Source organism: Kibdelosporangium philippinense (assembly GCF_021390435.2).
Taxonomy (GTDB): Bacteria; Actinomycetota; Actinomycetes; order Mycobacteriales; family Pseudonocardiaceae; genus Kibdelosporangium; species Kibdelosporangium philippinense.
Map to the genome: position 1 here is coordinate 1 of NZ_JAJVCN010000006.1, position 23,033 is coordinate 23,033.

Genomic DNA, 23,033 nt, shown 5'->3' on the forward strand with positions numbered 1-23,033 from the left:
TTCTACCAAGGGCTCCCCGCCCATCTTTCCCCGGGTCTCACCACTCCCCAGCACATCGACCAGCGCTCGTCCGAGCAGCTTCGCGGCTCAACAAACGAACCAGAATCTTGGTGAGATTACCTCAGTGGCGACCGGACGGCGGGGTCGCGATCTGCCGGATGCTGGCCGTCGCTGATACGTATGAGGAAGCCTGGAAATCCGCCGAGCAGTCCATGGCTTTCATGGGCGACTGGCTCGGCGAATTCGGTTTCTTCGAGGCGTGGCGGTTGCCCGGGCAAGAAGGTCCGGTTCCGCGTACTCTGGAACAGTTGGTGAAGTCCGGCATGATGCTGGTCGGCACTCCGGACAGCGTCGGTGAACAGGTGCAGGATCTTCGCCGGGATCTCGGCGTTGATTACATCGTTTTTGTGGCATGCGCGGGGGCTGTTGACCATCAGCGGATGCTCGACACCATTCAACTCTTTGGGGAGAACGTCATTCCAGCGGTCGCCTAGGGTTCAGCCGCCCCTGTGCGGTCCATCAGCCCGTGTCCACCGTTCCGTCACACCGTGTCCACCGTTGCTCGCGACCGTGTCCACCGTTGCTGCACACCGTGTCCACCGTTGCTGAAGGCCGTGTTGACCTTTGCTTGCGGCCAGGTCTTTTTTCGGCGGTGTTCTTTGCGCTTGCGGGGCTTGCACTTCGGGGCTTCTCGCATTGCACCGCCCTCTCGCGTGTCCACCATTCCTTCATGGTGAGTCAAACTGCTCGACTCGCTTCCAGCTTCGCTGGTCGCCGCCTTGCGCCGCTCGCGGGTTCAACTCACCACAAGGAATGGTGGACACGCGTGTCGCGTGCCGCGTGCTTCGGTTGGTGACTTGCTCGTCACACCTCTGGATGAATAGTTGCTACATGCAACCAGATTGGTTAGCATTACTAAGTAACCGATGCAGGAGGTTGGTGTGGCCAGGCGGGGTGCTGAGCGGAAATCACTGAGCGAGCTGGGACCGCGCTACAAGTGGGTGGCGCTGTCCAATACGACGCTCGGCCTGCTCATCGCGACGATCAACTCGTCCATCGTGCTGATCGCGTTGCCGGACATCTTCAAGGGCATCGGGGTCAACCCGCTCGACGCGGGCAACACCAGCTATCTGCTGTGGATGATGATGGGCTTCCTTGTCGTCACCGCTGTCCTCGTCGTCACCTTCGGGCGACTAGGGGATATGTATGGCCGCGCCAGGATGTACAACCTTGGGTTCCTCATCTTCACCATCTCGTCCATCGCGCTGGCTGTCACCTGGATGAGTGGGGACGCGGCCGCTATCTGGCTGATCGCGTGGCGGATCGTGCAGGGGATCGGTGGCGCGTTCCTGATGGCCAACTCCAGCGCCATCCTGACCGACGCTTTCCCCGCCAACCAGCGTGGCCTCGCGCTCGGCGTCAACGGCATCGCCGCGATCGCGGGCAGTTTCCTCGGCCTGGTCATCGGCGGCGTGCTCGCTCCGATCCACTGGCACTGGGTCTTCCTCGTCTCGGTCCCGTTCGGGCTGATCGGCACCGTCTGGGCGTACCTCAAGTTGCATGACACGGGCGTTCGCGTGAAGGCCAAGATGGACTGGGGCGGCAACATCACCTTCGCCGTTGGCCTCATCGCCGTGCTTGTCGCGATCACCTACGGGATCCAGCCGTACGGCAACAGCTCGATGGGATGGACGAACCCGTGGGTCATCGGTGCCCTCGTCGGCGGCGTGCTGGTGCTGGCTTGGTTCGTGGCCATCGAGCGCAGGTCGCCTAATCCGCTCTTCAACCTCAGTCTTTTCAAGATCCGCACGTTCACGTGGGGCAATGTCGCGAACCTGATGGCTTCGCTCGGCCGTGGTGGCCTTCAGTTCATCCTCATCATCTGGCTGCAGGGGATCTGGCTTCCGCAGCACGGCTACTCGTTCGAGGAGACGCCGCTCTGGGCCGGTATCTACATGGTGCCGATGACGATCGGGTTCCTGATCGCCGCGCCGATCTCCGGCGTGCTGTCCGATCGGATCGGTGCTCGCGGCCTCGCCACCACGGGGATGATCATCACAGCGGGCACGTTCTTCGCCCTCACGATCCTCCCTGTCAACTTCGACTACGTCGTGTTCGCGATCCTGCTCGTGATCAACGGCATCGGGATGGGCATGTTCTCGTCGCCCAACCGTGCCGCCGTGATGAGCAGCCTGCCGAGCAACGCCCGAGGCGCGGGCGCGGGTATGACGGCCACGTTCCAGAACGCCGCCATGGTCCTGTCGATCGGCATCTTCTTCAGCCTGATCATCGCCGGTTTGTCCACGAGCCTGCCGGGTGCCTTGACCAGCGGTTTGACCGCTCACGGCGTGCCTGCGGCGGATGCCAACGAGATCGCACAGCTGCCTGCGGTCGCTGTGTTGTTCGCGGCGTTCCTTGGGTACAACCCCGTGCAGCAGTTGCTCGGACCCGCGCTGAGCCAGTTGCCGCCGGATCAGGCGAGCTTCCTGACCGGGCGCAGCTTCTTCCCGAGCCTGATCACCGAACCGTTCGCCGATGGTCTGCACGTGGCGTTCTGGTTCGCGATCGTGGCTTGTGTCATCGCCGCCGTCGGGTCGTGGCTCGCAGGTCGGGGCGTCCCAGTTGGTGAGAGCGTTGGCGAGGAGTTGGCCGCGACCGCTTCCGAAAGCGGGACCATCCCCGTTGACCTGGTGGATATGAGCCGGGCCGATAGCTCGGTGACCGCTGGGCGCTCGGTGAGTGGCGGCTGACGACGCCGCAGCGATCGTTCCGCCTAAATGATCTTCGACCGATCGGCGCGTTGTGGTGCCGATCGGCGCCATACACCCGCAAATTGTCAAGAGCAAGGTGAACCGTGCCGCATGATCTAGAAGCGGCTAACGGAGCGGCTCCGTCGGCCGACACCCCTGACGGAGGTGGGGGACATGACTGACGAGGCAGCACCCGAGACCAAGTCCATCCGCAGGCTCCCGACCGCGCCATGCAGCGTCGTGTGGAGCCGGGGCCACGCATACGTCCTCGAGGCAGGCCTTGCCAGGTCGCGCTGGGTAGGCTGCGACGACCGCGGCCGTCCGGTCGAGTACACCAACGCCGAGATCGAGCGCAGGGGATGGACCCTCACCCGCGCGAGCTGATCCCCGGTCACTAGAGTTTCCCCTGGTCATCCCTCGTGAGTGGTTAGCCGTGTTAGAACACGCGCAACCACTCACGAGGAGAGACCAGGGGTTTTCTGCTTAGTGGAGGGGTGTGTGGTGGAGGGCGAGCGGATTTGGACCGTGCCGAACGCGCTGAGCGTTCTGCGTCTCGCCGGGGTACCGCTGTTCCTCTGGCTGCTGCTCGGCCCGCAGGAGGATGGCTGGGCGATCGTCGTGTTCGTCGTCAGCGGGATCACCGACTGGCTGGACGGCAAGATCGCGCGCTGGCTCAACCAGATGAGCAAGTTCGGCGCCATGCTCGACCCGCTGGCCGACCGGCTGTACACACTCGCCGCGATGGTCGCGTTCGTCGTGCGCGACATCGTGCCGCTCTGGGTCGTGCTCCTGGTCATCGGCCGTGACCTGGCCGTTCTTATTTGCTTGCCGCTGCTGCGGCGCGCGGGCTACGGCCCTCCGGAGGTGCTCTACCTGGGCAAGGGCGCCACGTTCGTGCTGCTCTACGCCTTCCCGTTCTTGCTGCTCGCGCAGACCGATTGGGCGGTGGCCGGTGTGGCCAAGCCGATCGCGTACGCCTTCCTGGTCTGGGGCATTGTGCTGTACGTCTGGGCCGGGCTCATTTATGTCATGCAGGCGGTCACCGCGATCCGGCGACCGAGGCCACTCTTAGAGGGCATCTGATCTTGGTTGGGGCGATATGTCTGTGTCGGGTGACGGCTGATACCTTGATCAACTTGTGGGGTCCCGGCGTGCGTACCGCAGCGACTTGTCCGATGCTCGCTGGGCGTTGATCGAGCCAACGCTGACGGCGTGGCGTGCTGCCCGGCGTGGGCCGGGAACCGTGATGCGCGTGCATGACTTGCGGGAGATCGTGAACGCGATCCTGTACGTGTGCCGGACCGGGATCGCCTGGGAGTATCTGCCGCACGACTTCCCGCCCTGCAAGACGGTTTATGACTACTACGCCAAGTGGGAAGCCGATGGCACAACGGAAACGCTGCATGACCTGTTGCGTGACCAAGTCCGCGTCGCGAAAGGCCGCGCTGCTGCCCCGACGGCGGCGATCATCGACTCGCAGAGCGTGAAAACCTCCTGCAATGTCAGCGAATCCAGTCAGGGTATCGACGCGGGCAAGAAGATCAAGGGCCGCAAACGGCACATCGCCACCGATGTGCTCGGCCTGCTGCTGGCGGTAATCGTGACCGCGGCGTCGGTGCAGGATTCCGCTGGCGGGCAACAGGTTCTCGATCATCTCGCCGCTGCGCATCCGACCGTGTCGGCGGCATGGGTGGACGGTGGCTACAACAACACAGTCATCCGTCATGGAGCCCAGCGGGGTATCCGGGTTGAGGTCGTCAAACGCCCTTCTGCCAAGGGATTCCACGTGTTGCCCCGGCGGTGGGTAGTGGAGCGCAGTCTGGGCTGGCTGATGCAACACCGCCGACTCGCGCGCGACTACGAAGCCCTGCCCCAGCGGTCGCGCACGATGGTCCACTGGGCGATGACTAACATAATGAGCCGCACCCTGACCGGGGAATCCACCCAAACCTGGCGAAACGATCCACCCAAAGCAGACATTCTTGCCTAACTAAGATCAGATGCCCTCTAAGAGGCACCGCCGAGTGAGTCTCGGAATAGCGAGTCAGGATCCGCGTGGATGGATCGGCGTTCTGCGGGTTGGACCTGGACTGGACCGTCCCGGTCCAGCCCGCAGGACGCCGAGGCGCCGCGCGGGCCTGATCTCGCCCGAACGCTCACTCGGCGGTGCCTCTAAGCTCTGCGCCAACCAGCGCAGTCGGTGATCGACAAGAGGAGACGGGGACGTGACGCCGGAAGAGTTGAAGTACACACCTGACCACGAGTGGATCGCCGTGAACGGCGACACCGTGCGGGTGGGCATCACCGACTTCGCCCAGGAACAGCTGGGTGACGTGGTGTTCGTGCAGTTGCCCGAGGTCGGCGGGACGGTGTCGGCGAAGGACTCGGTCGGCGAGGTGGAGTCGACCAAGAGCGTGTCGGAGATCTACGCCCCGCTCGGCGGCGAGGTGGTCGCGGTGAACGAGACGCTGAACGACACCCCCGAGTTGATCAACTCGGACCCGTTCGGCGATGGCTGGATGTTCGAGCTCAAGATCAGCAACTCCGCCGAGCTCGGTGACTTGCTCGACGCCGCCGCCTATGGCGAGCTGACCGGTCAGGCATGAGAAGGATCTTGGACTGGTTCCGCAGGCGACGGGGCGCATCTGGGGGACCAGCCGATTCGTCATATGGCCCGCACGGTACGTTTGGCGGAACAAGCGATTCCAGTAGCAGGAGGAGAGCTCAGGTGAGCACGAACGACGGACCCGGCGTTCCGCCGGAGCAGTCTCCGGAGCGGACCTCCGTCTTCCGGGCCGACTTCCTCGCCGATGTCGAGGGCCAGCAGGCACCCGCGCCGGAGCCGCAGGTCGCCGGGATCGACGCGTTGCCAGCCGGTTCGGCTCTGCTGGTGGTGAAGCGTGGCCCGAACGCGGGCTCCCGGTTCCTGCTGGACCGTGACACCACGAGCGCGGGCCGTCACCCGGACAGCGACATCTTCCTCGACGACGTCACGGTTTCCCGCAGGCACGCGGAATTCCGCCGTGAGGGCAGCGACTTCGTCGTGATCGACGTCGGCAGTCTGAACGGTACGTACGTCAACCGTGAGCCGGTGGATCAGGCCGTGCTCGCCGGTGGCGACGAGGTTCAGATCGGCAAGTTCCGGCTGGTCTTCCTCACCGGCCCCGGCGGCCAGTAAAAGGCGAGTGAACGCCAGTTAGACCAGGTAGGAACAGTCGGGAAGCGCACGGGCCGGGGGTATCCCCGGCCCGAGCTTGTTTTCTGTTGCCCTGCACACACTTTGTGTGTCCGATGTGTTGCGCCGGGTGATCGGCGGCTAGAACAGGCCATCATATGAGCTGCACAGAGCGCAGATCGTGATCGATATGCAAACCTGGGATGTCAAGCGTGGGGCCCGGATGGCGGGTAGCGTCATTGTTGACGATGCGCGATCCTCTTGGCAGCAGGGGGTCGTCGCGGTTGAGCGTGCTGAGGGAGGCGATGGCCGATGAGCGAGATGCGCGTCGTTGGCGTGCGGGTCGAGCTGCCCGCCAACCAGCCGATCTTGTTGCTACGCGAGACCGAGGGCGAACGCTACCTGCCGATCTGGATCGGCTCGGTGGAAGCCACAGCGATCGCGCTGGAACAACAGGGTGTGCGGCCTGCCCGGCCGCTGACCCACGACCTGCTCAAGGACGTGATCGCGGCACTTGGTCGTGAGCTGGAGCAAGTGCGGATCACCGACCTGCGGGAAGGCACGTTCTTCGCCGAGCTTGTCTTCGACGGTGACATCAGGGTGTCGGCGAGGCCGAGCGACTCCGTCGCGCTGGCCCTGCGGATCGGCGTGCCGATCCATGCCGAGGACTCCGTGCTCGCCGAGGCCGGACTCATCATTCCGGACGAGCAGGAAGACGAAGTCGAGAAGTTCCGCGAGTTCCTGGATTCGGTCTCGCCAGAGGATTTTAGAGGTGCGGACACCTGACCGACGCCCGCTGAGGCGAACAGGTGTCCGCTTATTCCATGTCATGCTGCCCGTTCGCGGGCTGAGCACACGTCCAAGTGGTGTGAACCACTTCGCTTGATTCGCGGCGCTCCGCGCGTCGCGTTGACCGGGATGCTCCCCCGTCCTACCGTCAGATACGAGCCAATGACGACGGCGTGACCACTAGAGGCGCCGCCGTCGAATGCTCATGACCGGCGTATTCCTGCTCCTGTTGGCGGGCGCTGGGGACGATGGGAGGCAGTGTGATGGAGCAACGGCCCGACAGTCCGCTCGCCGGTGTGGACGCCGGTGAACAGGGCGAGCTGTTCCCGGACGCTTCACTGCCGGACGAGCTGGTCGGCTACCGCGGCCCTGCGGCGTGCCAGATCGCGGGGATAACGTACCGCCAGCTGGACTACTGGGCGCGCACGGGGTTGGTCGCCCCGTCCATCCGCACGGCGCACGGATCGGGCAGTCAGCGGCTGTACTCGTTCAAGGACATTCTGGTGTTGAAGGTGGTCAAGCGGCTGCTGGACACCGGCGTCTCGCTGCAGAACATCCGCGTCGCCGTCGACCACCTGCGCCGAAGGGGCGTGCGCGACCTCGCGAAAATCACCCTCTTCAGCGACGGAACGACCGTCTACGAGTGCTCGTCGCCGGAAGAAGTCGTCGATTTGCTGCAGGGCGGCCAAGGTGTGTTCGGTATCGCGGTGAGTGGCGCGATGCGGGAGATCAGCGGAACGATCCACGAGTTCCCGGCCGAGCGGGCCGACGGAGCCGAGTTGATCCAGCACGACGACGAACTGACCGCAAGGCGACGCGCCCGCAACGCGGGATGATGAACAGGTTCACGCGAGCCTTGGCCGCGGTGGCGTTGGTCGTCCCGGCGGTGCAGGGATGCGCGGCCGAGAAGATCTGTTCCGCCGGTCAAGTCGTGATCGAGCGCGCGGGCGGCGGCCGGATGTGTGAGAAACCGGCGCCAACCGACCGGAGCTGCCCGGACGGCGAGATCTTGTTGAAGAACCCGGACGCGGGCCGCGAGGGATGCATCCCGAACGTCTATTCGTCGGATTCGTACACCGACAAACTCCCGAAAACATCCGGGTGACCTAGACACCAGTCACACATAACCAGTAGATGATCGGCCGCGCGCTATCCTTACGCGGTAGTCGACGACGTCGTGCGGGAGAGACCGGGTTGCGCTAGGGGCCCGGCACCGAAGGAGCAATTCCTCCCCGGAACCTCTCAGGTACCCAGGACCGCACGAAGTAGACGCCTCTGGAAAGTGGGTTCGCGGACCCCGCCGACGGTGAAAGCTCGCAGCAGTGCGCGAGTGAAGCTCTCAGGCGCCCGATCGTGGGTACGGACAGAGGGGGAGGGCTTGCCGGAGCACGCCCGACCCTCGCCGGAGGCTGAAGATGACCCAGGACCGGATCTCGCTGGCAGATCTCGAGCACGGTACGCCGTTCGCGGACCGGCACATCGGCCCGCGCAATGGCGAGATCGCCAAGATCCTCGACGTCGTGGGCGTCGACTCGCTTGAGACGTTGGCGCAGCGCGCCGTACCTGACTCGATCCGCGAGACCAACCTGGTGATGGACCTGCCGCCAGCCGCGACGGAGGCCGAGGCGCTGGCTGAGCTCCGCGCGCTCGCTGCGCGTAACCGCCCGATCACGCAGATGATCGGCCTTGGCTACTACGGCACCCAGACCCCGCCGGTGATCCTGCGCAACGTACTGGAGAGCCCGGCCTGGTACACGGCGTACACGCCGTACCAGCCGGAGATCTCGCAGGGCAGGCTCGAGGCACTGCTGAACTTCCAGACGATGGTCGCCGACCTGACCGGCGTGCCGGTGGCCAACGCGTCGATGCTGGACGAGGGCACGGCCGCAGCCGAGGCGATGACGCTGGTGCGGCGCGGCGGAAAGGCCAAGTCGCCGCGGTTCCTTGTGGACGCGGACACGTTCCCGCAGACCGTCGCGGTGATCGAGACCCGCGCCGAGCCGCTGGGTATCGAGGTCGAGGTCGTCGACCTGACCGACGGGCTGCCCGAGGGCGAGTTCTTCGGGGTTCTGCTGTCCTACCCGGGTGGCAGCGGCGTGCTGCGTGACCACGAGGCGCTGATCTCAGACGCGCACGGTCGTGGCGCGCAGGTCGTTGTGGCCGCGGACCTGCTGTCGCTGACGCTGCTGCGTCCTCCGGGTGAGATCGGCGCGGACGTAGTTGTCGGCACGACCCAGCGTTTCGGTGTTCCGATGGGCTTTGGTGGCCCGCACGCCGGATATATGGCTGTACGTAAGGGACTTGAGCGCCAGCTCCCGGGCCGTTTGGTTGGCGTGAGCACCGACGCTGACGGCTCGATGGCGTACCGGCTGGCGCTGCAGACTCGTGAGCAGCACATCCGCCGGGAGAAGGCGACCAGCAACATCTGTACCGCCCAGGTCCTGCTCGCGGTCGTCGCGTCCATGTACGCGGTCTACCACGGCCCGGCTGGCCTGAAGTCGATTGCCTTGCGGGCGCACAGGATGGCGGCCGTGCTGGCGGCTGGTCTGCGTGCCGGTGGCGTCGAAGTTGTGCACCCCCAGTTCTTCGACACCATCCGGGTCCGCGTTCCTGGGCGAGCGTCCGATGTGGTCAACGCCGCCCGTGAGCGCGACATCAACCTGTGGCTTGTGGACGGTGACCACGTCGCGATTTCATGCGACGAAACCACCACGCGTGCACACATTTCCCTTGTCTGGCAAGCCTTTGGTGTATCAGCTGATGTGGACACTGTGGACGCGTCCACTTCGGACATTATCCCCGCCGAACTGCTGCGGACCTCGGAGTACTTGACGCACCCGGTATTCCACACCCACCGCTCGGAGACCGCGCTGCTGCGCTACCTGCGTGCGTTGTCGGACAAGGACATCGCGTTGGACCGGAGCATGATTCCGCTGGGATCGTGCACGATGAAGCTGAACGCGACCGCGGAGATGGAACCCATCACGTGGCCGGAGTTCTCCAGCCTGCACCCGTTCGCGCCAGCGGAGGACGCCTCGGGTCTGCTGGAGATCATCACCGACCTGGAAAGCTGGCTCGCCCAGATCACCGGCTACCACGCGGTGTCCCTGCAGCCCAACGCAGGCAGCCAGGGGGAGTTCGCGGGTCTGCTGGCAATCCGCGCGTACCACCGCGACCGCGGCGAGACCCGCCGTGACGTCTGCCTGATCCCCGCAAGCGCACACGGAACGAACGCGGCATCCGCGGTGATGGCCGGAATGCGCGTCGCGGTCGTGAAATGCGATGACAACGGCAACATCGACATGGACCACCTGCGCACATCGGTGCAGGAGCACAAGAACGACCTCGCCGCGATCATGATCACCTATCCGTCAACCCACGGCGTGTACGAAGACACCGTGCGCGAGGTCTGCGGCCTTGTCCACGACGCGGGCGGCCAGGTCTATGTGGACGGTGCGAACCTGAACGCCCTGATCGGCCTCGCGCAGTACGGCCGTTTCGGCTCGGACGTCTCACACCTGAACCTGCACAAGACCTTCTGCATCCCGCACGGAGGCGGTGGCCCCGGCGTCGGCCCGATCGGAGTCCGCGAGCACCTCGCGCCGTTCCTGCCGAACCACCCGCTGCAGCCGCAAGCAGGCCCGAAGACCGGCGTCGGCCCGATCAGCGCGGCACCATGGGGCAGTGCGTCAATTCTGCCAATCTCCTGGGCTTACGTCCGCATGATGGGCGCAACCGGCCTCCGCAACGCGACGCTGACGGCCGTGGCGGCTGCGAACTACGTGGCCCGCCGGTTGGACGAGCACTACCCGGTCCTGTACACGGGCGAGGGCGGATTCGTTGCCCACGAATGCATCCTGGACCTGCGACCGATCACCAAGGCGACCGGCGTGACCGTGGATGACGTGGCCAAGCGTTTGGCCGACTATGGCCTGCACGCCCCGACAATGTCGTTCCCTGTGGCGGGAACGCTCATGGTCGAGCCGACCGAGAGCGAGGACCTCGCGGAGCTGGATCGCTTCTGCGAAGCCATGATCGCGATCAAGGCGGAGATCGACAAGGTCGGCGCGGGCGAGTGGCCGATGGACGACAACCCCCTGTGCAACGCCCCGCACACGGCGGCTTCCATTGCGGGCGAGTGGAACCATCCTTACAGCCGCGAGATCGCCGCTTTCCCGGTCACCTCGGACCGGCCGAAGGCGTGGCCTCCGGTTCGGCGTATCGACGGCGCCAAGGGCGACCGCAACCTGGTTTGCTCCTGCCCGCCTTTGGACGCGTACACCAGCTAGATACCCGTGGGCGCCCCGGTTAGGATGCTTGCAGGCGAGTTCCACGCCCAACCTCCTGACCGGGTGCCCACGCTGCCCGGCTTACGCGGAGGCAAAGGGGACCTGTGTGCCTCGGGACGCTCTCTTCGTCACGCCTGAACACAGGCTGTCGTGGCATCGGGGCGCGTGGGGTCCGGGTGTCGGTGGCGACGGCCGAGGAGTTTGGTGATGACGTCACGCAAGCAGCTCAAAGCCCAGGTCCGTGCCCGGATGGCCAAGACCGGCGAGCGCTACACCACCGCGTTGGCCCATGTGGCCGGAGCGTCTCCGGCTGGCGGGTGGACGTTGCGTGGAGGCACGGACCCCGACGCGGCGGGCCTGCACGCGATGCTCACGGCACGAGGCATTTCCGGTCTGACCGAGGCGCTGGTGTTCGGCATCGGCGGCGGGATCGGCGCTGGCTACATCCTGTGGGAGTTCAAGCACGACAACAGCCGTTACGTGACGATAGGCTTTGACAACTCCTGGCAGTACTTCGGCCGTCGCACCGAGAAGGTCCTCACCCGCCTTGGCATCGCAGCTGAGTGGCACAGGTCCGCGCCTAAGCCTGAATCCACCGATAGACCTTGTGTTGATCTTCCGGGGTGTTCTGGTCATGTGTGGATCTTGGGTTTTGGTGGTGGGCATGGTGAAACGGCTGGCTTGTCCAGCGTGTCCACGGGAGGTCTCCGGTCGGGCCCTGGCGGGCGGGTGGTGAAGAAAAGGTCAGGCGGCGGGTGGGCTGGCGGCGGTGTGCAGGGTGGTGAAAGCCTCGGCCCAGGGCCAGTGCTCGGGTAGGTGCAGGACCGGGCGGCCTTGAGGGCGGGCAAGGCGGGCTGGGACGCAGACGAGGTGTTTGCGCAGTGTCGCGCCGCGGGCTTTGGCGTGGAAGGTGCTGGTGAGGCTGCCTGCGGCGCGCAGCAGGTTGTGGGCGAGGGCGGTGCAGACGACCCACGCGGCGTTGGCGTCGAACTGCCCCGATGGCAGATGCGCCAGCGGGCCGTCGATGAGGTCGGCGAAGGTCGTTTCGACGATCGCGTGCTGCCGGTGGGCGAGATCAGCGTCTACTGTGGATAGTTCGGTGTTGGTGAAGAACGCGTGGTAACGCCAGATCGGGAACAGGGCGTTCTCGGAGTTCTTGTCCTTCACCCGGCGTACCACCAGCCGGGCGGTGATGACGTGGCGGGTTCCGGCGAAGGCGGTATAGCCGGTCTCGGCGACCTCGGCGTCAGAGATCAGCTCGCCGGTATCGGGATCTTCCACCGAACCCGGGTAGCGCACCGCGACCCACGCGTCCTCGGCGATCGCCGTGATGGCGGCCTGGATTGACGGGTTGGTCGCCACGGTGATCGAGAACATCGCCCCGGCGCGGCGTGCGGCACTGACCACTGTGCCGGCGTAGTAGGCGGAATCGCCGCGGACCAGGATCCGTCCCGCGCGTGCCCCGGCGGCTTTCGCAGTGTTCAGGGCTTGGGTCAGTAACCTCGCCGCGCCCCGCGCGGAACCGGCGTTGCCTGCCCGCAGACGGATCGCGGCGACGAGGGGTGCGGCCAGCCGGGTGGAGATCGTGACCACCAGCGGCGAGAGCCCTCGCAGCAACAATTGGTAGCCACCGACTTTGGCCGGCCCGAACCGCGCACCTCGTTTCTGGGTGCCGTACACGCGGCGCAGCAGCGAGTCGATGTCCACAAAGGTCATCTGATCCGCCCCGGCCAGCACCGGGGTCTTCGCCGCCAGCGACACCAGCATCGCGCGCAGCACCGCGGCCAGTTGCAGCGCATGGCCGTGGGTGAACGAGCGCAGAAACGATCCCAGCGTCGAGGGCGCGTACACCCCGGTGAACAGACGTTTCATCCCGCCGTGGCGGATCACGTCCAGGTCATCGATACAGTCCGCGCCCGCGAGCATCCCCGCGACGATCGAGGCGACCTTGCCTGCCGGGCTGGCCCCAGTCGACGGGATCGGAGCGTTCGTGATCTCTACCTTCTGCGCTACCAGTTCCGACATGCCCGCCCGCTCGGCCAGCGCCATCACCGGCACGATCCCGGCGCAGGACACGAGATTCTCCTCATCGAACCGCACCGCCGCCCGCGACCACCTGTGCGATAATTTCACTGAAAGTGCCTTCCATCCCCGGGTGATAATCGAGCCTCAGTAACTCGTATTATCACAGGTCAGAAGGCACTTTCACTTGTAACACGCCGCCCCGAACACCCACTCATCAGTGGATTCAGGCTAAGGCGGCGCAGGCGTGGCTGACCGGCCAGTTGGCCGACGGCAACGCCGTGATGGTGTGGCCGGACCGTTACCAGATCGGCTACTGGGACCTTCCGGAGCAGCTCGACGGCCACGGCGGTCACCCGGTTGTGGTGTACGCAGCTTCTGGTGACCAGGTGTATCTGGACGACCGGAACCTGGCGCCGCTGACCGTTGCCCGAGCGGACCTGGACCGGGCGGTGGCCCGGGTCGGCAGTTGGAAGAACCAGGGGCTCGTGATCACCGACCGGGATCGCACGCCTGATGTCGAGACTGCGGTTCGCGAGGGTTTGCGGGATGTCGTTGAGCATCTGTCGGCGAAGTCGGACTCGTTCTCGTTGCCCGCGTGGCGCAAGTGGTCACGGATGATGACAAACACCAAGGCCGCCAAGGCGTGGCCACGGGTGTTCGCCGACGGACAGTGGCTCGACCTGGCGATGCAGGGCGTCCGGGAGGGTGTGGACGCCCGTTTCGGGGTCACCGGCGGTAACTTGCGGCCGTTGTTCGCGGATTTCCTTGAGCAGGCTGGGCATTCCGGACTGGCGCCGCAGTGGCGGGAGATCGCCGAGATGTGGCACGCGCTGGGCGAGATGACCGAGTTCGCGGCCATGGGCAAGCAGCTCAATGCGTTGTACGAGGCGGAAACCGATGCCATTGCCCGCCTAAAGGCGACGACAACGGCCTGACGGAGCACCGCGGCTCGGCATCAACACGGCCGGATCCGTCGGCAGATGGGCCTCAGTGGGCGGCGGTCGAGTCGCGGACGACCAAGGTCGTGGCCAATTCGATGTGCAGAGCCTCGGGTTGGTGACCGTCGAGCACCCGCATGAGCTGGGTGACGGCGATGCGGCCCATCTCCTGCAACGGTTGCCGCACGGTGGTCAGCGCGGGATCGGTGGCCTCGCTGAGATCGATGTCGTCGAACCCGGCGACGGACAGATCCTCAGGGACCCGCAGTCCCCGTTCCCGTGCGGCCTGCAACGTGCCGACGGCGACCTTGTCGTTGAAGCACACGATCGCGGTCAGCCGGGGTGAGAGGTCAAGGAGGGACGCCGCGGCGCTGCGACCTGCGGCAGTGGTGGGTTCGATGTGGCGCAACCGTTCTGGCGTCAGCAGGATTCCGGCTTGGGCGAGGGCGGCGCGGTGTCCGGCCAGGCGCGCGTCGCCCGCCAGCCACTCGTCGGGGCCCGCGATGACGCCGATGTCCCTGTGGCCGAGGCCGATCAGATGGTCGGCAACTGCCCTGGCACCGGAGAAATGGGCTGCTGAGACAGCGGCGATGTCCGGCGGTGGTGGGGTGCGGGGATCGACCACGACGAATGGAAAACCGGTGTGGGACAACGTGACCAGCTGGTCGCCTGCCTCCGGCGGAAGGATCAGGATCGCGCCGTTGATGTCGTCTTGGCTTGGCAGTACCGTGAGCGCGTCGCTGTCCTGTGCGGATTCTCCTGCGTCAAGGACTAGGCGCAGGCCGTGGAGTTTCAGGGTTTCCGCGATTGAGGAGACGATCACGCCGAAGTAGTCCGTCAGCACGTATGGGCAGCGGACATACACCGTGCGCGGCCGGGAAGGCTGGGTTGCGCGCTGTTTGTGGCGTTCGACGGCTTGCAGGACCAGGTCGCGGGTTCGGGGCGCCACGTTCACGCGGTCGTTGAGTACCCGCGAGACGGTCGCGACCGAGACACCGGTCTCCGCCGCTATGTCACGGAGACTCGCGCGCCGGTTATCGGGCATGGCGCTGTTTCAGGTGCCCGGGCTGGCGTTGCACCTGGTGAGTATAGCGAAGGCTTGACGACGTCAACCGGCGCGGTGTTTCATGCTGCAAGTCGGTGTTTCATGGTGATCACCGCTTGTTACAAGGACGGCGATGAGAACGATTGTCGTGTCGGTGGCCCTCGTCGCGGGGCTCGCCGCGGTGCCTGCGGCCGAGGCCTCCGGTGAACGAGTGCGGGTGTGGGTGACCACGCCGGATCGGTCTGAACTGCTGGCGCAACGTCCGCCGGTGACGTTCGGCAAGAGCCCGTCCACCCAGCCGACGATCGTCATCGACCCTGATCGCGAGTATCAGACCGTCGACGGGTTCGGCGCGTCGATCACCGATTCCTCCGCCGCGGTGCTCGCTGGTCTTGCGCCTGCTGTCCGGGCTGACACGATGCGCGAGCTGTTCGATCCGGTACGCGCACGCAACATAGTCCTTGGCACCACACGTAACTGGGCGCGCAGCGTGGTCAACTGGAACATCGCGCTGGACAGCACCGGCGGCCCACACAACGGCGGCTGCGGCACGTGCACAGGCCTGGTCACGGTGCACCCAGACGGTTCCGTAACCACAGACGCCGAGTACTACACGATCGGACACCTGGCGAAGTTCGTGAAACCCGGCGCCCGCCGCGTCGCCAGCACGTCCTTCGGCACCACGGGCTGGAACGGCCAGATCATGGACGCCGCGTTCCGCAATCCGGACGGATCCACCGCACTCGTGGTCCACAACCAAAACGACGACCCGCGGTCGTTCGCGGTCAACGTCGGAGACCGCACCTTCGAGTACACGCTGCCCGGCGGCGCCCTGGCCACCTTCACCTGGCCCCGCGGCCACAGCCGAAGCCTGGACTTTGTGCCGATCAACGGTGCCACAGCCGCACCCGGGCCAGAAGCAAACCTCGCCGTTGACGACGACGCCTCAACCCGTTGGTCCAGCGGAGCACCTCAAGCCAACGGGCAGTACCTCCACGTGGATCTGGGCGCACGCAAGCGCTTCCGCCGAGTCGCTGTCGACAGCGGCGGGTACCTCGGTGACTACGCCCGCAACTGGCAGTTGGAGATCAGCGACAACGGCACCACATGGCGGACCGTCGCGACCGGGACCGGGGGCAGGCAACTCACGACCATTGACGTCCGCCACACCAGCGCACGGTTCTTACGTATCACCTCCACCAGTGCAGCAAGCGCTTGGTGGAGCGTCGCCGACATCCGCCTCTACGACTGAGGCGGAGCGGGGCACCGCCCCACGAGATTGCTCTTTACCCCTGCAAGGAGCGTCATGCACTCAACGATGAGGAGCAGGCGATGGCGGATCACCGCACTCGCCGCGGCAGCTGTCACTGCCGGAACTTTCCTGGCCATCCCGGCCCAGACCGCGCTTGCTGCGACAAGTGCCAGCGTCTGGCTGACCACTGGCGACCGGTCGAACCTGTTACGGCAACAAGGAAACGTCACTTTCGGTTCTGGTGGTAGCGGCCCGGTCATCACGGTCAACCCGAACGCCACCTACCAGTCGATGGTCGGGTTCGGTGCCTCGTTCACCGATTCGGCCGCGTGGAACGTCTTCAACTCGCCACGACGTGACGAGATCATGAACGCGCTGTTCAACCCGAACACCGGCGTGGGCATGACCTTCCTGCGTCAACCCATTGGCGCGACAGACTTCTCACGCAGCTTCTACACCTACAACGACGGCGCCGCCGACCCGACGCTGTCACGATTCTCCATCGCGCACGACAATGCCTACATCCTTCCGTTGGTACGCCAAGCCAAATCGCTCAACCCAAGACTGTCTATTATGGCCAGTCCGTGGAGCGCGCCAGCGTGGATGAAGAACAACAACAACCTGATCGGTGGGTCGCTCAACGACAGCCGGATCGGTGTGTACGCCGACTATCTGGTCAGGTTCACCCAGGCGTACACGGCCGCGGGCGCGCCGATCGACTACATGAGCGTGCAGAACGAGCCGAACTTCTCCCCGCCGGGGTATCCGGGCATGCTGATGTCGGCGGCACAGCAGTCGAACATCATCAACAACCTGGTGCCGAAGCTGCGTGCGGCCGGGTTCGGCACGAGGCTGCTCGGCTATGACCACAACTGGGACAACACCAGCTATGCCCAGCAGGTCAACAACAGTGCGGGCAACAACGTGGTCGGTTCGGCGTGGCACTGCTACGGCGGTAACCCAAGTGGACAGTCGGTGGTGCGCAATGCCCAGCCGAACAAGGAGATCTTCTTCACCGAGTGCTCCGGCACCTCGTCGGGCAGTGACGCCGCTACCTTCCGGGACACGTTGCGCTGGCAGGGGATCAACCTCGCGATCGGCACCACCCGCAACTGGGCAAGGACCGTCACGACGTGGAACATGGCCCTGGACAACAACCACGGCCCGGTCATTGGCAGCTGTGGCAACTGCATGGGCGTCGTCACCACGAACGGCAGCAACGTCACGTACAACGCCGAGTACTACGTGCTGGGCCACCTGAGCAAGTTCGTGCAGCCCGGTGCTGTGCGGATCGACTCGACCGGGTACGGCGAGGGCGGCATCCAGAATGTGGCGTTCCGCAACCCGAACGGATCGATCGTGCTCGTCGCGATCAACAGCGGCGGTACGCAGAACTTCCAGGTCTCCTATGGTGGCCAGTCGTTCGGATACCAGTTGCCGGGCGGCTCGATGGCGACATTCACCTGGCCGGGCACGCTTGACCCGCCGACCGGTCGGACCGGGCAGATCACCGGCCTGGCTGGCAAGTGCCTCGATGTCACCGGCGGATCGACGGTCAACGGCAACCTGCCACAGATCTGGACGTGCGTCGGCGGCCCGAACCAGCAGTGGACCATGGGTACCGACGGCACGATCCGCGGCCTTGGCAAGTGCCTCGACGTTGCTGGCGGCGGTACGGCAGATGGCACGCCGGTCCAGTCATGGGACTGTTTCGGCGCAGGCAACCAGCAATGGACCTATTCCGGCGGGACGTTGATCAACGTCCATACGAGAAAGTGCCTTGACGTCACGGGAAACAACTCCGCGGACGGCACCAAGCTGCAGATCTGGACCTGCGGCAGCGGAGCCAACCAGCGGTGGACCGTCCCAGCATAAAACTCCGGTGGGGCGGGCTTGGGGGTCCGCCCCGCCGGTTTCTAGCTGAGCTGCTCGGCCAATGCGACGATGATCCCTTCGGGGCCGCGGATGTAGCAGAACCGGTAGCTGTCGCCTTCGACGTTCGCCAACTCGCCGAGGAGTTCCCAGCCGCGGGCACGTATCCCTTCGGCGAGGGTGTCGATGTTGTCCACGGCGAACAAGATCCGCCGGATGCCCAGCGCGTGCACTGGCGCGTCGGCTGCGCCACTGACCGCCGTTGGCCGGTGGTAGCGCATCAGTTCGAGCCTGCCGTTGCCGTCTGGCGTCCGCATCATCGCGATGTCGAGCTTGACGTCGTCGAGCCCGACGATGCGGCCCATCCAATCGCCCTCGAACGTTCCCCTGCCTTGCGTGGTCAGGCCAAGGTGCTCGAAGAACTCGATCGTGGCATCGAGATCCTCGACGACGATGCCCACGTTTTCCAACCGCTTGATCATGGTGTGCCTCCTTACCCCAGTGACGGAGCCGGTTCGAGGAACTCGACACTGTCAGGAGGCGAATCTGGTGGGATCCATGAATTCGATCGGGCAATAGGTGGGTTCGCCGGTCACGATCTGCGCCAGCAGCTCGCCGATACCGGCGCAGTGCTTGAATCCGTGGCCGCTGTCGCCGCCTGCGACGGTCACGTGGTCGCTGATCCGTCCGACAAGGAACTGCTCGTCAGGCGAATCCGTGACGTGGCAGGGCTTGACGTCGAACGGCTTGGGGGCCAACGACGGAAACGCTTGCGCGACAGCGTCTTCGACATCGACGGTGTCCAGGGGATGCGCGCCGACCTTGACGGCGAAGTCCGCTGTCGAGCCGTGCCCCCACAGGCCCATCTCCTCGGAAAAGTCCCAGACGAAGGCAGGGAACTTCGCCAGCGAGAAATCGGCGGAATCCTTGGGACGGAACCAGCTCACGGGCGTCGGCGTGTGCTTCAACGGCAGATCCGGGACGAAGTGGCGCAAGCCCGCACCGGCCGCGATCACGATCTGGTCGGCTTCGATGGCCAGCGTCGGCGTGTAGACCGTGTTGCCTTCTATGGCCAGGACGTTGGTGTTCGCGTGCACGTCCGCGCCGAGCCGTTCGGCCGCGGCGACGTGGGCGCGGACGCTGAGCTCGGGGTAGCAGATGCCCGCGCCCGGGTCCCAAACGCCGATTTGTCCAGGTTGGACGTTGTACTGTGGTTGGCGTTCAACGACTTCCGTGTTGGTCAGCAGTTCGACCGGAACGCCTGCCTGCTGCGGCACGGTAATGGCCTTGCTGTCCGGATTTCCAACGTAGAGCAGGCCGGTCTGGTGGACATAGGTTTCGCCGGTCTGCGCGCCTAGCGCCGTCCACAGTTCAAGGGATTTCAGCGCGATCGCTGACAGGCTGGGATGTTCCATGCAGGCGATCCGGAACAGCCTTGTGCCGCCGTGGGATGAGCCTTGGTCGTGGCCGATCGCGTGCTGCTCGATGCCTGCCACGGTCAGGCCGCGCTGGGCAAGGCGCCAGAGCGCCGCCGATCCGAACGCGCCCAATCCGACAACCACGACATCTTTCCGGACGATCTGCAAACTAGCTCCTCACGCGGATCAAGGTGACGCCGTACGTTGCGATCCAGACGACCCACATTAACCAGCCAAGCAATCCGAGCAAGCCGATCGACAGGGTCGCGAACGTGAACATCAACATGGCCCCGGTGAAACCAAGCGTCGCGTGCCAGCGGCGGATCAGCCCGGCTTGCAGGCCGCCCATGGACAGTCCGAGCATCACGATCGCGAGGAACGTGCCATTGAGGCTGAACAAGGCCTCATGCAGGTTCCATAAGCCCTCGGTTGGCGGGTTCATCGCGTGCCGCAGTGCGATGACCGCGGTGAATGCGCCGTTCTGCAGCAGCATCCCGGCGAATCCGACCAGGGCCCAGCCGGATCGGAGGATGTTCAGCGCGCCCGCTGCGAAGAGCGTGGCCGCCAGGAAACTGGCCGGGCCCAAAGCCAAGGCCACGGCCAACGCCCGTGCTGTCCTTGGCGAAGAACTGGGCGGCCTCGGGGTACGGGGTTCCTGGGATGGGCAGGCCCGCTGGCACGGCGATCGCGTTGGCGAGGACGATCAGGATCGCGAACCCCAGTCCCGCCGCCCCGCTGAGCTGGGTGAACGTTTTGGTTTGACGACTCGTATAATGAATATAGCGAACGGAAGGCGATTGGTGGACACCCCACGGCGGAAGTACGACTCCCTCAAGCGCGCGACCCAGGCTCTGGAGACGCGGGCGGAGATCGCACGCGCCGCGCGAAAGCTCTTCGTGGAACAGGGATGGGCGGCCACGACCGTCCGCGATGTCGCGCGTGAGGCGGGCGTGTCCGTGCCGACCGTGTATTCGGTCTACGTCAACAAGACCGGCCTCGCGCTGGCCGTGGCGGACGCGGCGGACCTGTCGGCGGACGGGCCGCGGATGGTGGAGGAGTTGGAATCCGAGACCTCGCCCGCGAGGCAGCTCGCGGCGATGATCGGCTATGACCGGCGCCTGTACGAGCGTTCCGGCGAGGTCATCGTGCCGTTGCGCGAGGCTGGCCGGGTCGATCCTGAGCTCGCGGGTGTGCACAGCGAAGGCCGTCGGCGAGGCGATCAGACCAGGAGGCAGGTGTTTTCGGGGTGGTCGGACATGCGGATGGACGTCGAGACCGCGATCGACGTGTACGCGGCGCTCTGCAACATCGACGTCTACCTGACGTTGATCAACGAACGCGGCTGGTCGCCGGATCGCGTCGAGCAGTGGTGGAACGAGGTGCTTACGCGGGAACTGCTGCTCGTTGATGGACAGCCTTGATCACGCCGAGCGCGGCAACGAGCACAAGCGTGATGCCGTTGGCGACGATCACCGGCATGTCCGCGCCGAGCAGGCCGTAGACGAACCACGCGCCGACACCCGCACACATCATCAGGATCCATGCCCAGGACAGATCGCCGGTGCTTCTCGTGCGGAAGCACCGCACCACTTGCGGCAGAAAGGCGAGCGTGGTCAACGCGCCCGCGAACAGACCAAGGATGGTCAAGACAGATAACCCCTCGTTTGTGCAGTGGCTGTACAAAGGTACGATACGGGGGTGGGCGGCGTGACACAAGCGTCCAAGGACACGCTTGGGCAGCTCCTGCTGACCCTGCATGTCTCCGGCGGCCAAGCCAGCCGCGCCGAGCTGACCGACCGGCTCGGCTGCGGCCGCAGCGTGATGGGCTATCTCCTGGGCGAACTGGCCGACCGCTCACTCGTGCGGATCGACCGGACCGGTGGAAAACCCGGAGGCGGGCGGCCATCGCACCAAGTGACCATCCCCGCGGAAGCGCCGACGGTCGTCGCGGCGCAGATCCAGCCGGACGCGTTCACGGTCGCGACAGTGGGCCTCGGCGGCAAGATCCTCTCCCGCTCCACGCTCCCGCTGCGTAACCCGCAACCGTCCGAGGCACTCGACGAGCTCTGCGAGCTGATGAATCAGCACGTCGGGCCGAACGTGCTTGGGTTCGGAGTGGCCGTGCCGTCGCCAGTGCGGGCTGACGGATATGCCCCGGCCGCGTTGCACCTGGGCTGGCCCGGCCTGCACCTGCTGGACCTGCTGCGAGAGCACCTGGACCGGCCGGTCGCGATCGCCAACGACGCCAACCTGGCCGCGCTTGCCGAGCACAGGCATGGCGCGGGCAGGGAATCTGGTCAGCTGCTGTACCTGACGACTGGCAATGTCGGGCTCGGCGGGGGAGTGGTCACCGAGGGTCGCCTTTTCCTTGGCGCGCATGGGTATGCGATCGAGCCAGGGCACATCACGGTCGATCCGGATGGCGCGCAATGTCCGTGTGGCTCAACGGGATGCCTTGAGGTCGAGGCGGATCACCGGGCCCTGCTGCGGCTGCTGGGCATCGAGGTCCCGTTGCAGGAAGTCGCAGCTCGAATCGAGGACCTGTTGGCGTCGCCGTCCGAGGATGTGCTCGAAGCCGTGCACCGGGTGAACACGCGGCTCGCGATCGGGCTCGGCAGCTTGGCCAATATCGTTGACGCGGACCGAATCGTGCTCGGCGGAACGCTCGGCAAGCTGTACTCCCTTGAGCCCGAGACCGTCCGTCGAAAACTAGCGGAACGCGCGTTCCTGGCAGACCTGGCGCACGTGCCGATCACACCAGGCGAACTGGCGGACAGCGTTTTGCTTGGCGCTGCCGAGCTCGCCTTCCAACCGTTGCTCGACGATCCACGCGCCTTTGTGCGAGCGAACTAACCCCCGGAGCGAAGCGACGGGTTACGGCGCGACAGCGCGTGTGTCCACCATTCCTTGTGGTGAGTTGAACACGCTCGCGGCGTACAGCGGGTCCCAGCGGGGCTGGGAGCGAGTCGAGCAGTTTGACTCACCGTGAAGGAATGGTGGACACACGCCGGCTCGCGGGTTCAGCGAGATGCCCTGACATGCTCGGCCCTCTTTTTTCGTCCTGGTTGGGTTGGATGGTCTTCCGCGTGTCCGCCCCACCGGCACGGCGTGTCAAACTGCTCGACTCGCTTTCAGCCTGGTTGCTCGCCGCCGTGCGCCGCTCGCGCGTTCAACACGCCATGCCGGAGCGGCAGACACGCGCGGGCACCCGTCGCTGACTTCCCGCCTGTTCGCTTCGCTCACGGCGATACGTCATTGTGCTACCGGGTGCTTGTTCTTGCGTACATTTTCCGGCCTGGCCCTTTGTCCCCTCGATCATGGAGGCGTGAGCCGCCAGTCCTCGTACACAATGTGGGATACCTCCGGGCTCGTGCACTGTCTGGCAATGCCTGAGTGCGGCGGGAGGTGGGCAACTCGCCAACTGTTCGGGCCGGTCGCCGGTGGCTGACGAGCCCGGCTTTCTTTGTACGCCAAGGTGAT

At 65.4% G+C, this 23,033-nt stretch carries 24 protein-coding genes and 1 riboswitch; of the genes, 18 read left to right on the forward strand and 6 right to left on the reverse strand.

The features are described 5' to 3' along the window. Positions 1-158 precede the first annotated feature (158 nt). The 12 genes from LWC34_RS56030 to LWC34_RS56085 all read left to right on the forward strand — a co-directional run bounded on the left by LWC34_RS56030 (position 159) and on the right by LWC34_RS56085 (position 11,819). Complete coding sequence (locus LWC34_RS56030) at positions 159-494, forward strand: hypothetical protein (protein ID WP_233735070.1); 336 nt, start codon at positions 159-161, stop codon at positions 492-494. 432 nt (positions 495-926) lie between these two features. Then, on the forward strand, positions 927-2,750 hold the full coding sequence (locus tag LWC34_RS56035) for an MFS transporter (RefSeq protein ID WP_233735072.1): 1,824 nt from the start codon (positions 927-929) through the stop codon (positions 2,748-2,750). A gap of 174 nt (positions 2,751-2,924) precedes the next feature. Beyond that, positions 2,925-3,134, forward strand: a complete 210-nt coding sequence (locus LWC34_RS56040; protein ID WP_233735074.1) for a hypothetical protein — start codon at positions 2,925-2,927, stop codon at positions 3,132-3,134. Between the two features lie 114 nt (positions 3,135-3,248). Next, positions 3,249-3,833, forward strand: a complete 585-nt coding sequence (gene clsA / locus LWC34_RS56045; protein WP_233735076.1) for a cardiolipin synthase ClsA — start codon at positions 3,249-3,251, stop codon at positions 3,831-3,833. Between the two features lie 55 nt (positions 3,834-3,888). Then, complete coding sequence (locus LWC34_RS56050) at positions 3,889-4,740, forward strand: IS5 family transposase (protein ID WP_233722595.1); 852 nt, start codon at positions 3,889-3,891, stop codon at positions 4,738-4,740. A 235-nt stretch (positions 4,741-4,975) separates the two neighbouring features. Further along, positions 4,976-5,356, forward strand: coding sequence for a glycine cleavage system protein GcvH (gene gcvH / locus LWC34_RS56055; protein WP_233735078.1), 381 nt, complete (start codon positions 4,976-4,978; stop codon positions 5,354-5,356). Between the two features lie 122 nt (positions 5,357-5,478). Beyond that, a complete protein-coding gene (garA, locus tag LWC34_RS56060; RefSeq protein ID WP_233735080.1) occupies positions 5,479-5,928 on the forward strand; it encodes a glycogen accumulation regulator GarA in 450 nt (149 codons plus the stop codon). A gap of 309 nt (positions 5,929-6,237) precedes the next feature. Beyond that, positions 6,238-6,711 (forward strand): bifunctional nuclease family protein, encoded by a 474-nt coding sequence (locus tag LWC34_RS56065; RefSeq protein ID WP_037260078.1) that lies wholly within the window; start codon positions 6,238-6,240, stop codon positions 6,709-6,711. A gap of 266 nt (positions 6,712-6,977) precedes the next feature. Next, positions 6,978-7,550, forward strand: a complete 573-nt coding sequence (locus tag LWC34_RS56070; protein WP_233735241.1) for a MerR family transcriptional regulator — start codon at positions 6,978-6,980, stop codon at positions 7,548-7,550. Further along, positions 7,550-7,819: a hypothetical protein gene (locus LWC34_RS56075; protein WP_233735082.1), complete on the forward strand. Its 270-nt coding sequence runs from the start codon at positions 7,550-7,552 to the stop codon at positions 7,817-7,819. The genes LWC34_RS56070 and LWC34_RS56075 overlap by 1 nt, the downstream gene beginning before the upstream one ends. 65 nt (positions 7,820-7,884) lie before the next feature. Next, positions 7,885-7,983, forward strand: a riboswitch (glycine riboswitch). Between the two features lie 146 nt (positions 7,984-8,129). Then, positions 8,130-11,003, forward strand: coding sequence for an aminomethyl-transferring glycine dehydrogenase (gcvP, locus tag LWC34_RS56080; protein WP_233735084.1), 2,874 nt, complete (start codon positions 8,130-8,132; stop codon positions 11,001-11,003). Between the two features lie 207 nt (positions 11,004-11,210). Next, positions 11,211-11,819, forward strand: a complete 609-nt coding sequence (locus LWC34_RS56085; protein ID WP_233735085.1) for a BtrH N-terminal domain-containing protein — start codon at positions 11,211-11,213, stop codon at positions 11,817-11,819. Here the strand turns inward: LWC34_RS56085 and LWC34_RS56090 are convergent. After that, entirely contained in the window at positions 11,748-13,136 is a 1,389-nt protein-coding gene (locus LWC34_RS56090) for an IS1380 family transposase (RefSeq protein WP_233722400.1), read from the reverse strand. The genes LWC34_RS56085 and LWC34_RS56090 overlap by 72 nt on opposite strands. Before the next feature lie 113 nt (positions 13,137-13,249). Here LWC34_RS56090 and LWC34_RS56095 point away from each other — a divergent pair, with 113 nt between their 5' ends. Beyond that, positions 13,250-13,963: a BtrH N-terminal domain-containing protein gene (locus LWC34_RS56095; RefSeq protein WP_308200334.1), complete on the forward strand. Its 714-nt coding sequence runs from the start codon at positions 13,250-13,252 to the stop codon at positions 13,961-13,963. Between the two features lie 52 nt (positions 13,964-14,015). On the opposite strand, the gene LWC34_RS56100 is transcribed toward LWC34_RS56095, so the two are convergent. Further along, the gene (locus LWC34_RS56100) at positions 14,016-15,011 is read right to left on the reverse strand and encodes a LacI family DNA-binding transcriptional regulator (RefSeq protein ID WP_233735087.1); all 996 of its coding nucleotides are present in this window, start codon (positions 15,009-15,011) and stop codon (positions 14,016-14,018) included. A 133-nt stretch (positions 15,012-15,144) separates the two neighbouring features. Between LWC34_RS56100 and LWC34_RS56105 the strand changes: the two genes are divergently transcribed. Together LWC34_RS56105 and LWC34_RS56110 are read left to right on the forward strand one after the other, a co-directional pair. After that, on the forward strand, positions 15,145-16,263 hold the full coding sequence (locus LWC34_RS56105) for a discoidin domain-containing protein (RefSeq protein ID WP_233735089.1): 1,119 nt from the start codon (positions 15,145-15,147) through the stop codon (positions 16,261-16,263). A gap of 54 nt (positions 16,264-16,317) precedes the next feature. After that, entirely contained in the window at positions 16,318-18,138 is a 1,821-nt protein-coding gene (locus LWC34_RS56110; RefSeq protein ID WP_233735091.1) for a ricin-type beta-trefoil lectin domain protein, read from the forward strand. Between the two features lie 41 nt (positions 18,139-18,179). On the opposite strand, the gene LWC34_RS56115 is transcribed toward LWC34_RS56110, so the two are convergent. Genes LWC34_RS56115 through LWC34_RS56125 form a run of 3 tightly spaced genes read right to left on the reverse strand, consistent with a single transcriptional unit; the run spans position 18,180 to position 20,151 of the window. Beyond that, positions 18,180-18,617 (reverse strand): VOC family protein, encoded by a 438-nt coding sequence (locus tag LWC34_RS56115; RefSeq protein WP_233735093.1) that lies wholly within the window; start codon positions 18,615-18,617, stop codon positions 18,180-18,182. Between the two features lie 51 nt (positions 18,618-18,668). Further along, positions 18,669-19,721: an FAD-dependent oxidoreductase gene (locus LWC34_RS56120; protein WP_233735095.1), complete on the reverse strand. Its 1,053-nt coding sequence runs from the start codon at positions 19,719-19,721 to the stop codon at positions 18,669-18,671. A gap of 1 nt (position 19,722) precedes the next feature. Beyond that, complete coding sequence (locus LWC34_RS56125; protein ID WP_233735097.1) at positions 19,723-20,151, reverse strand: hypothetical protein; 429 nt, start codon at positions 20,149-20,151, stop codon at positions 19,723-19,725. An 11-nt stretch (positions 20,152-20,162) separates the two neighbouring features. Here LWC34_RS56125 and LWC34_RS56130 point away from each other — a divergent pair, with 11 nt between their 5' ends. Together LWC34_RS56130 and LWC34_RS56135 are read left to right on the forward strand one after the other, a co-directional pair. Next, a complete protein-coding gene (locus LWC34_RS56130) occupies positions 20,163-20,315 on the forward strand; it encodes a hypothetical protein (protein ID WP_233735099.1) in 153 nt (50 codons plus the stop codon). Positions 20,316-20,353: 38 nt separating this feature from the next. Continuing rightward, the gene (locus LWC34_RS56135) at positions 20,354-20,974 is read left to right on the forward strand and encodes a TetR/AcrR family transcriptional regulator (RefSeq protein WP_233735101.1); all 621 of its coding nucleotides are present in this window, start codon (positions 20,354-20,356) and stop codon (positions 20,972-20,974) included. Here LWC34_RS56135 and LWC34_RS56140 read toward each other — a convergent pair. Then, positions 20,937-21,200 carry a SemiSWEET family sugar transporter gene (locus LWC34_RS56140; RefSeq protein WP_233735103.1) on the reverse strand — a complete coding sequence of 88 codons (264 nt, stop codon included), beginning with the start codon at positions 21,198-21,200 and terminating at the stop codon, positions 20,937-20,939. The genes LWC34_RS56135 and LWC34_RS56140 overlap by 38 nt on opposite strands. 60 nt (positions 21,201-21,260) lie before the next feature. Here LWC34_RS56140 and LWC34_RS56145 point away from each other — a divergent pair, with 60 nt between their 5' ends. Further along, complete coding sequence (locus tag LWC34_RS56145; protein ID WP_233735105.1) at positions 21,261-22,406, forward strand: ROK family protein; 1,146 nt, start codon at positions 21,261-21,263, stop codon at positions 22,404-22,406. Positions 22,407-23,033 lie beyond the last annotated feature (627 nt).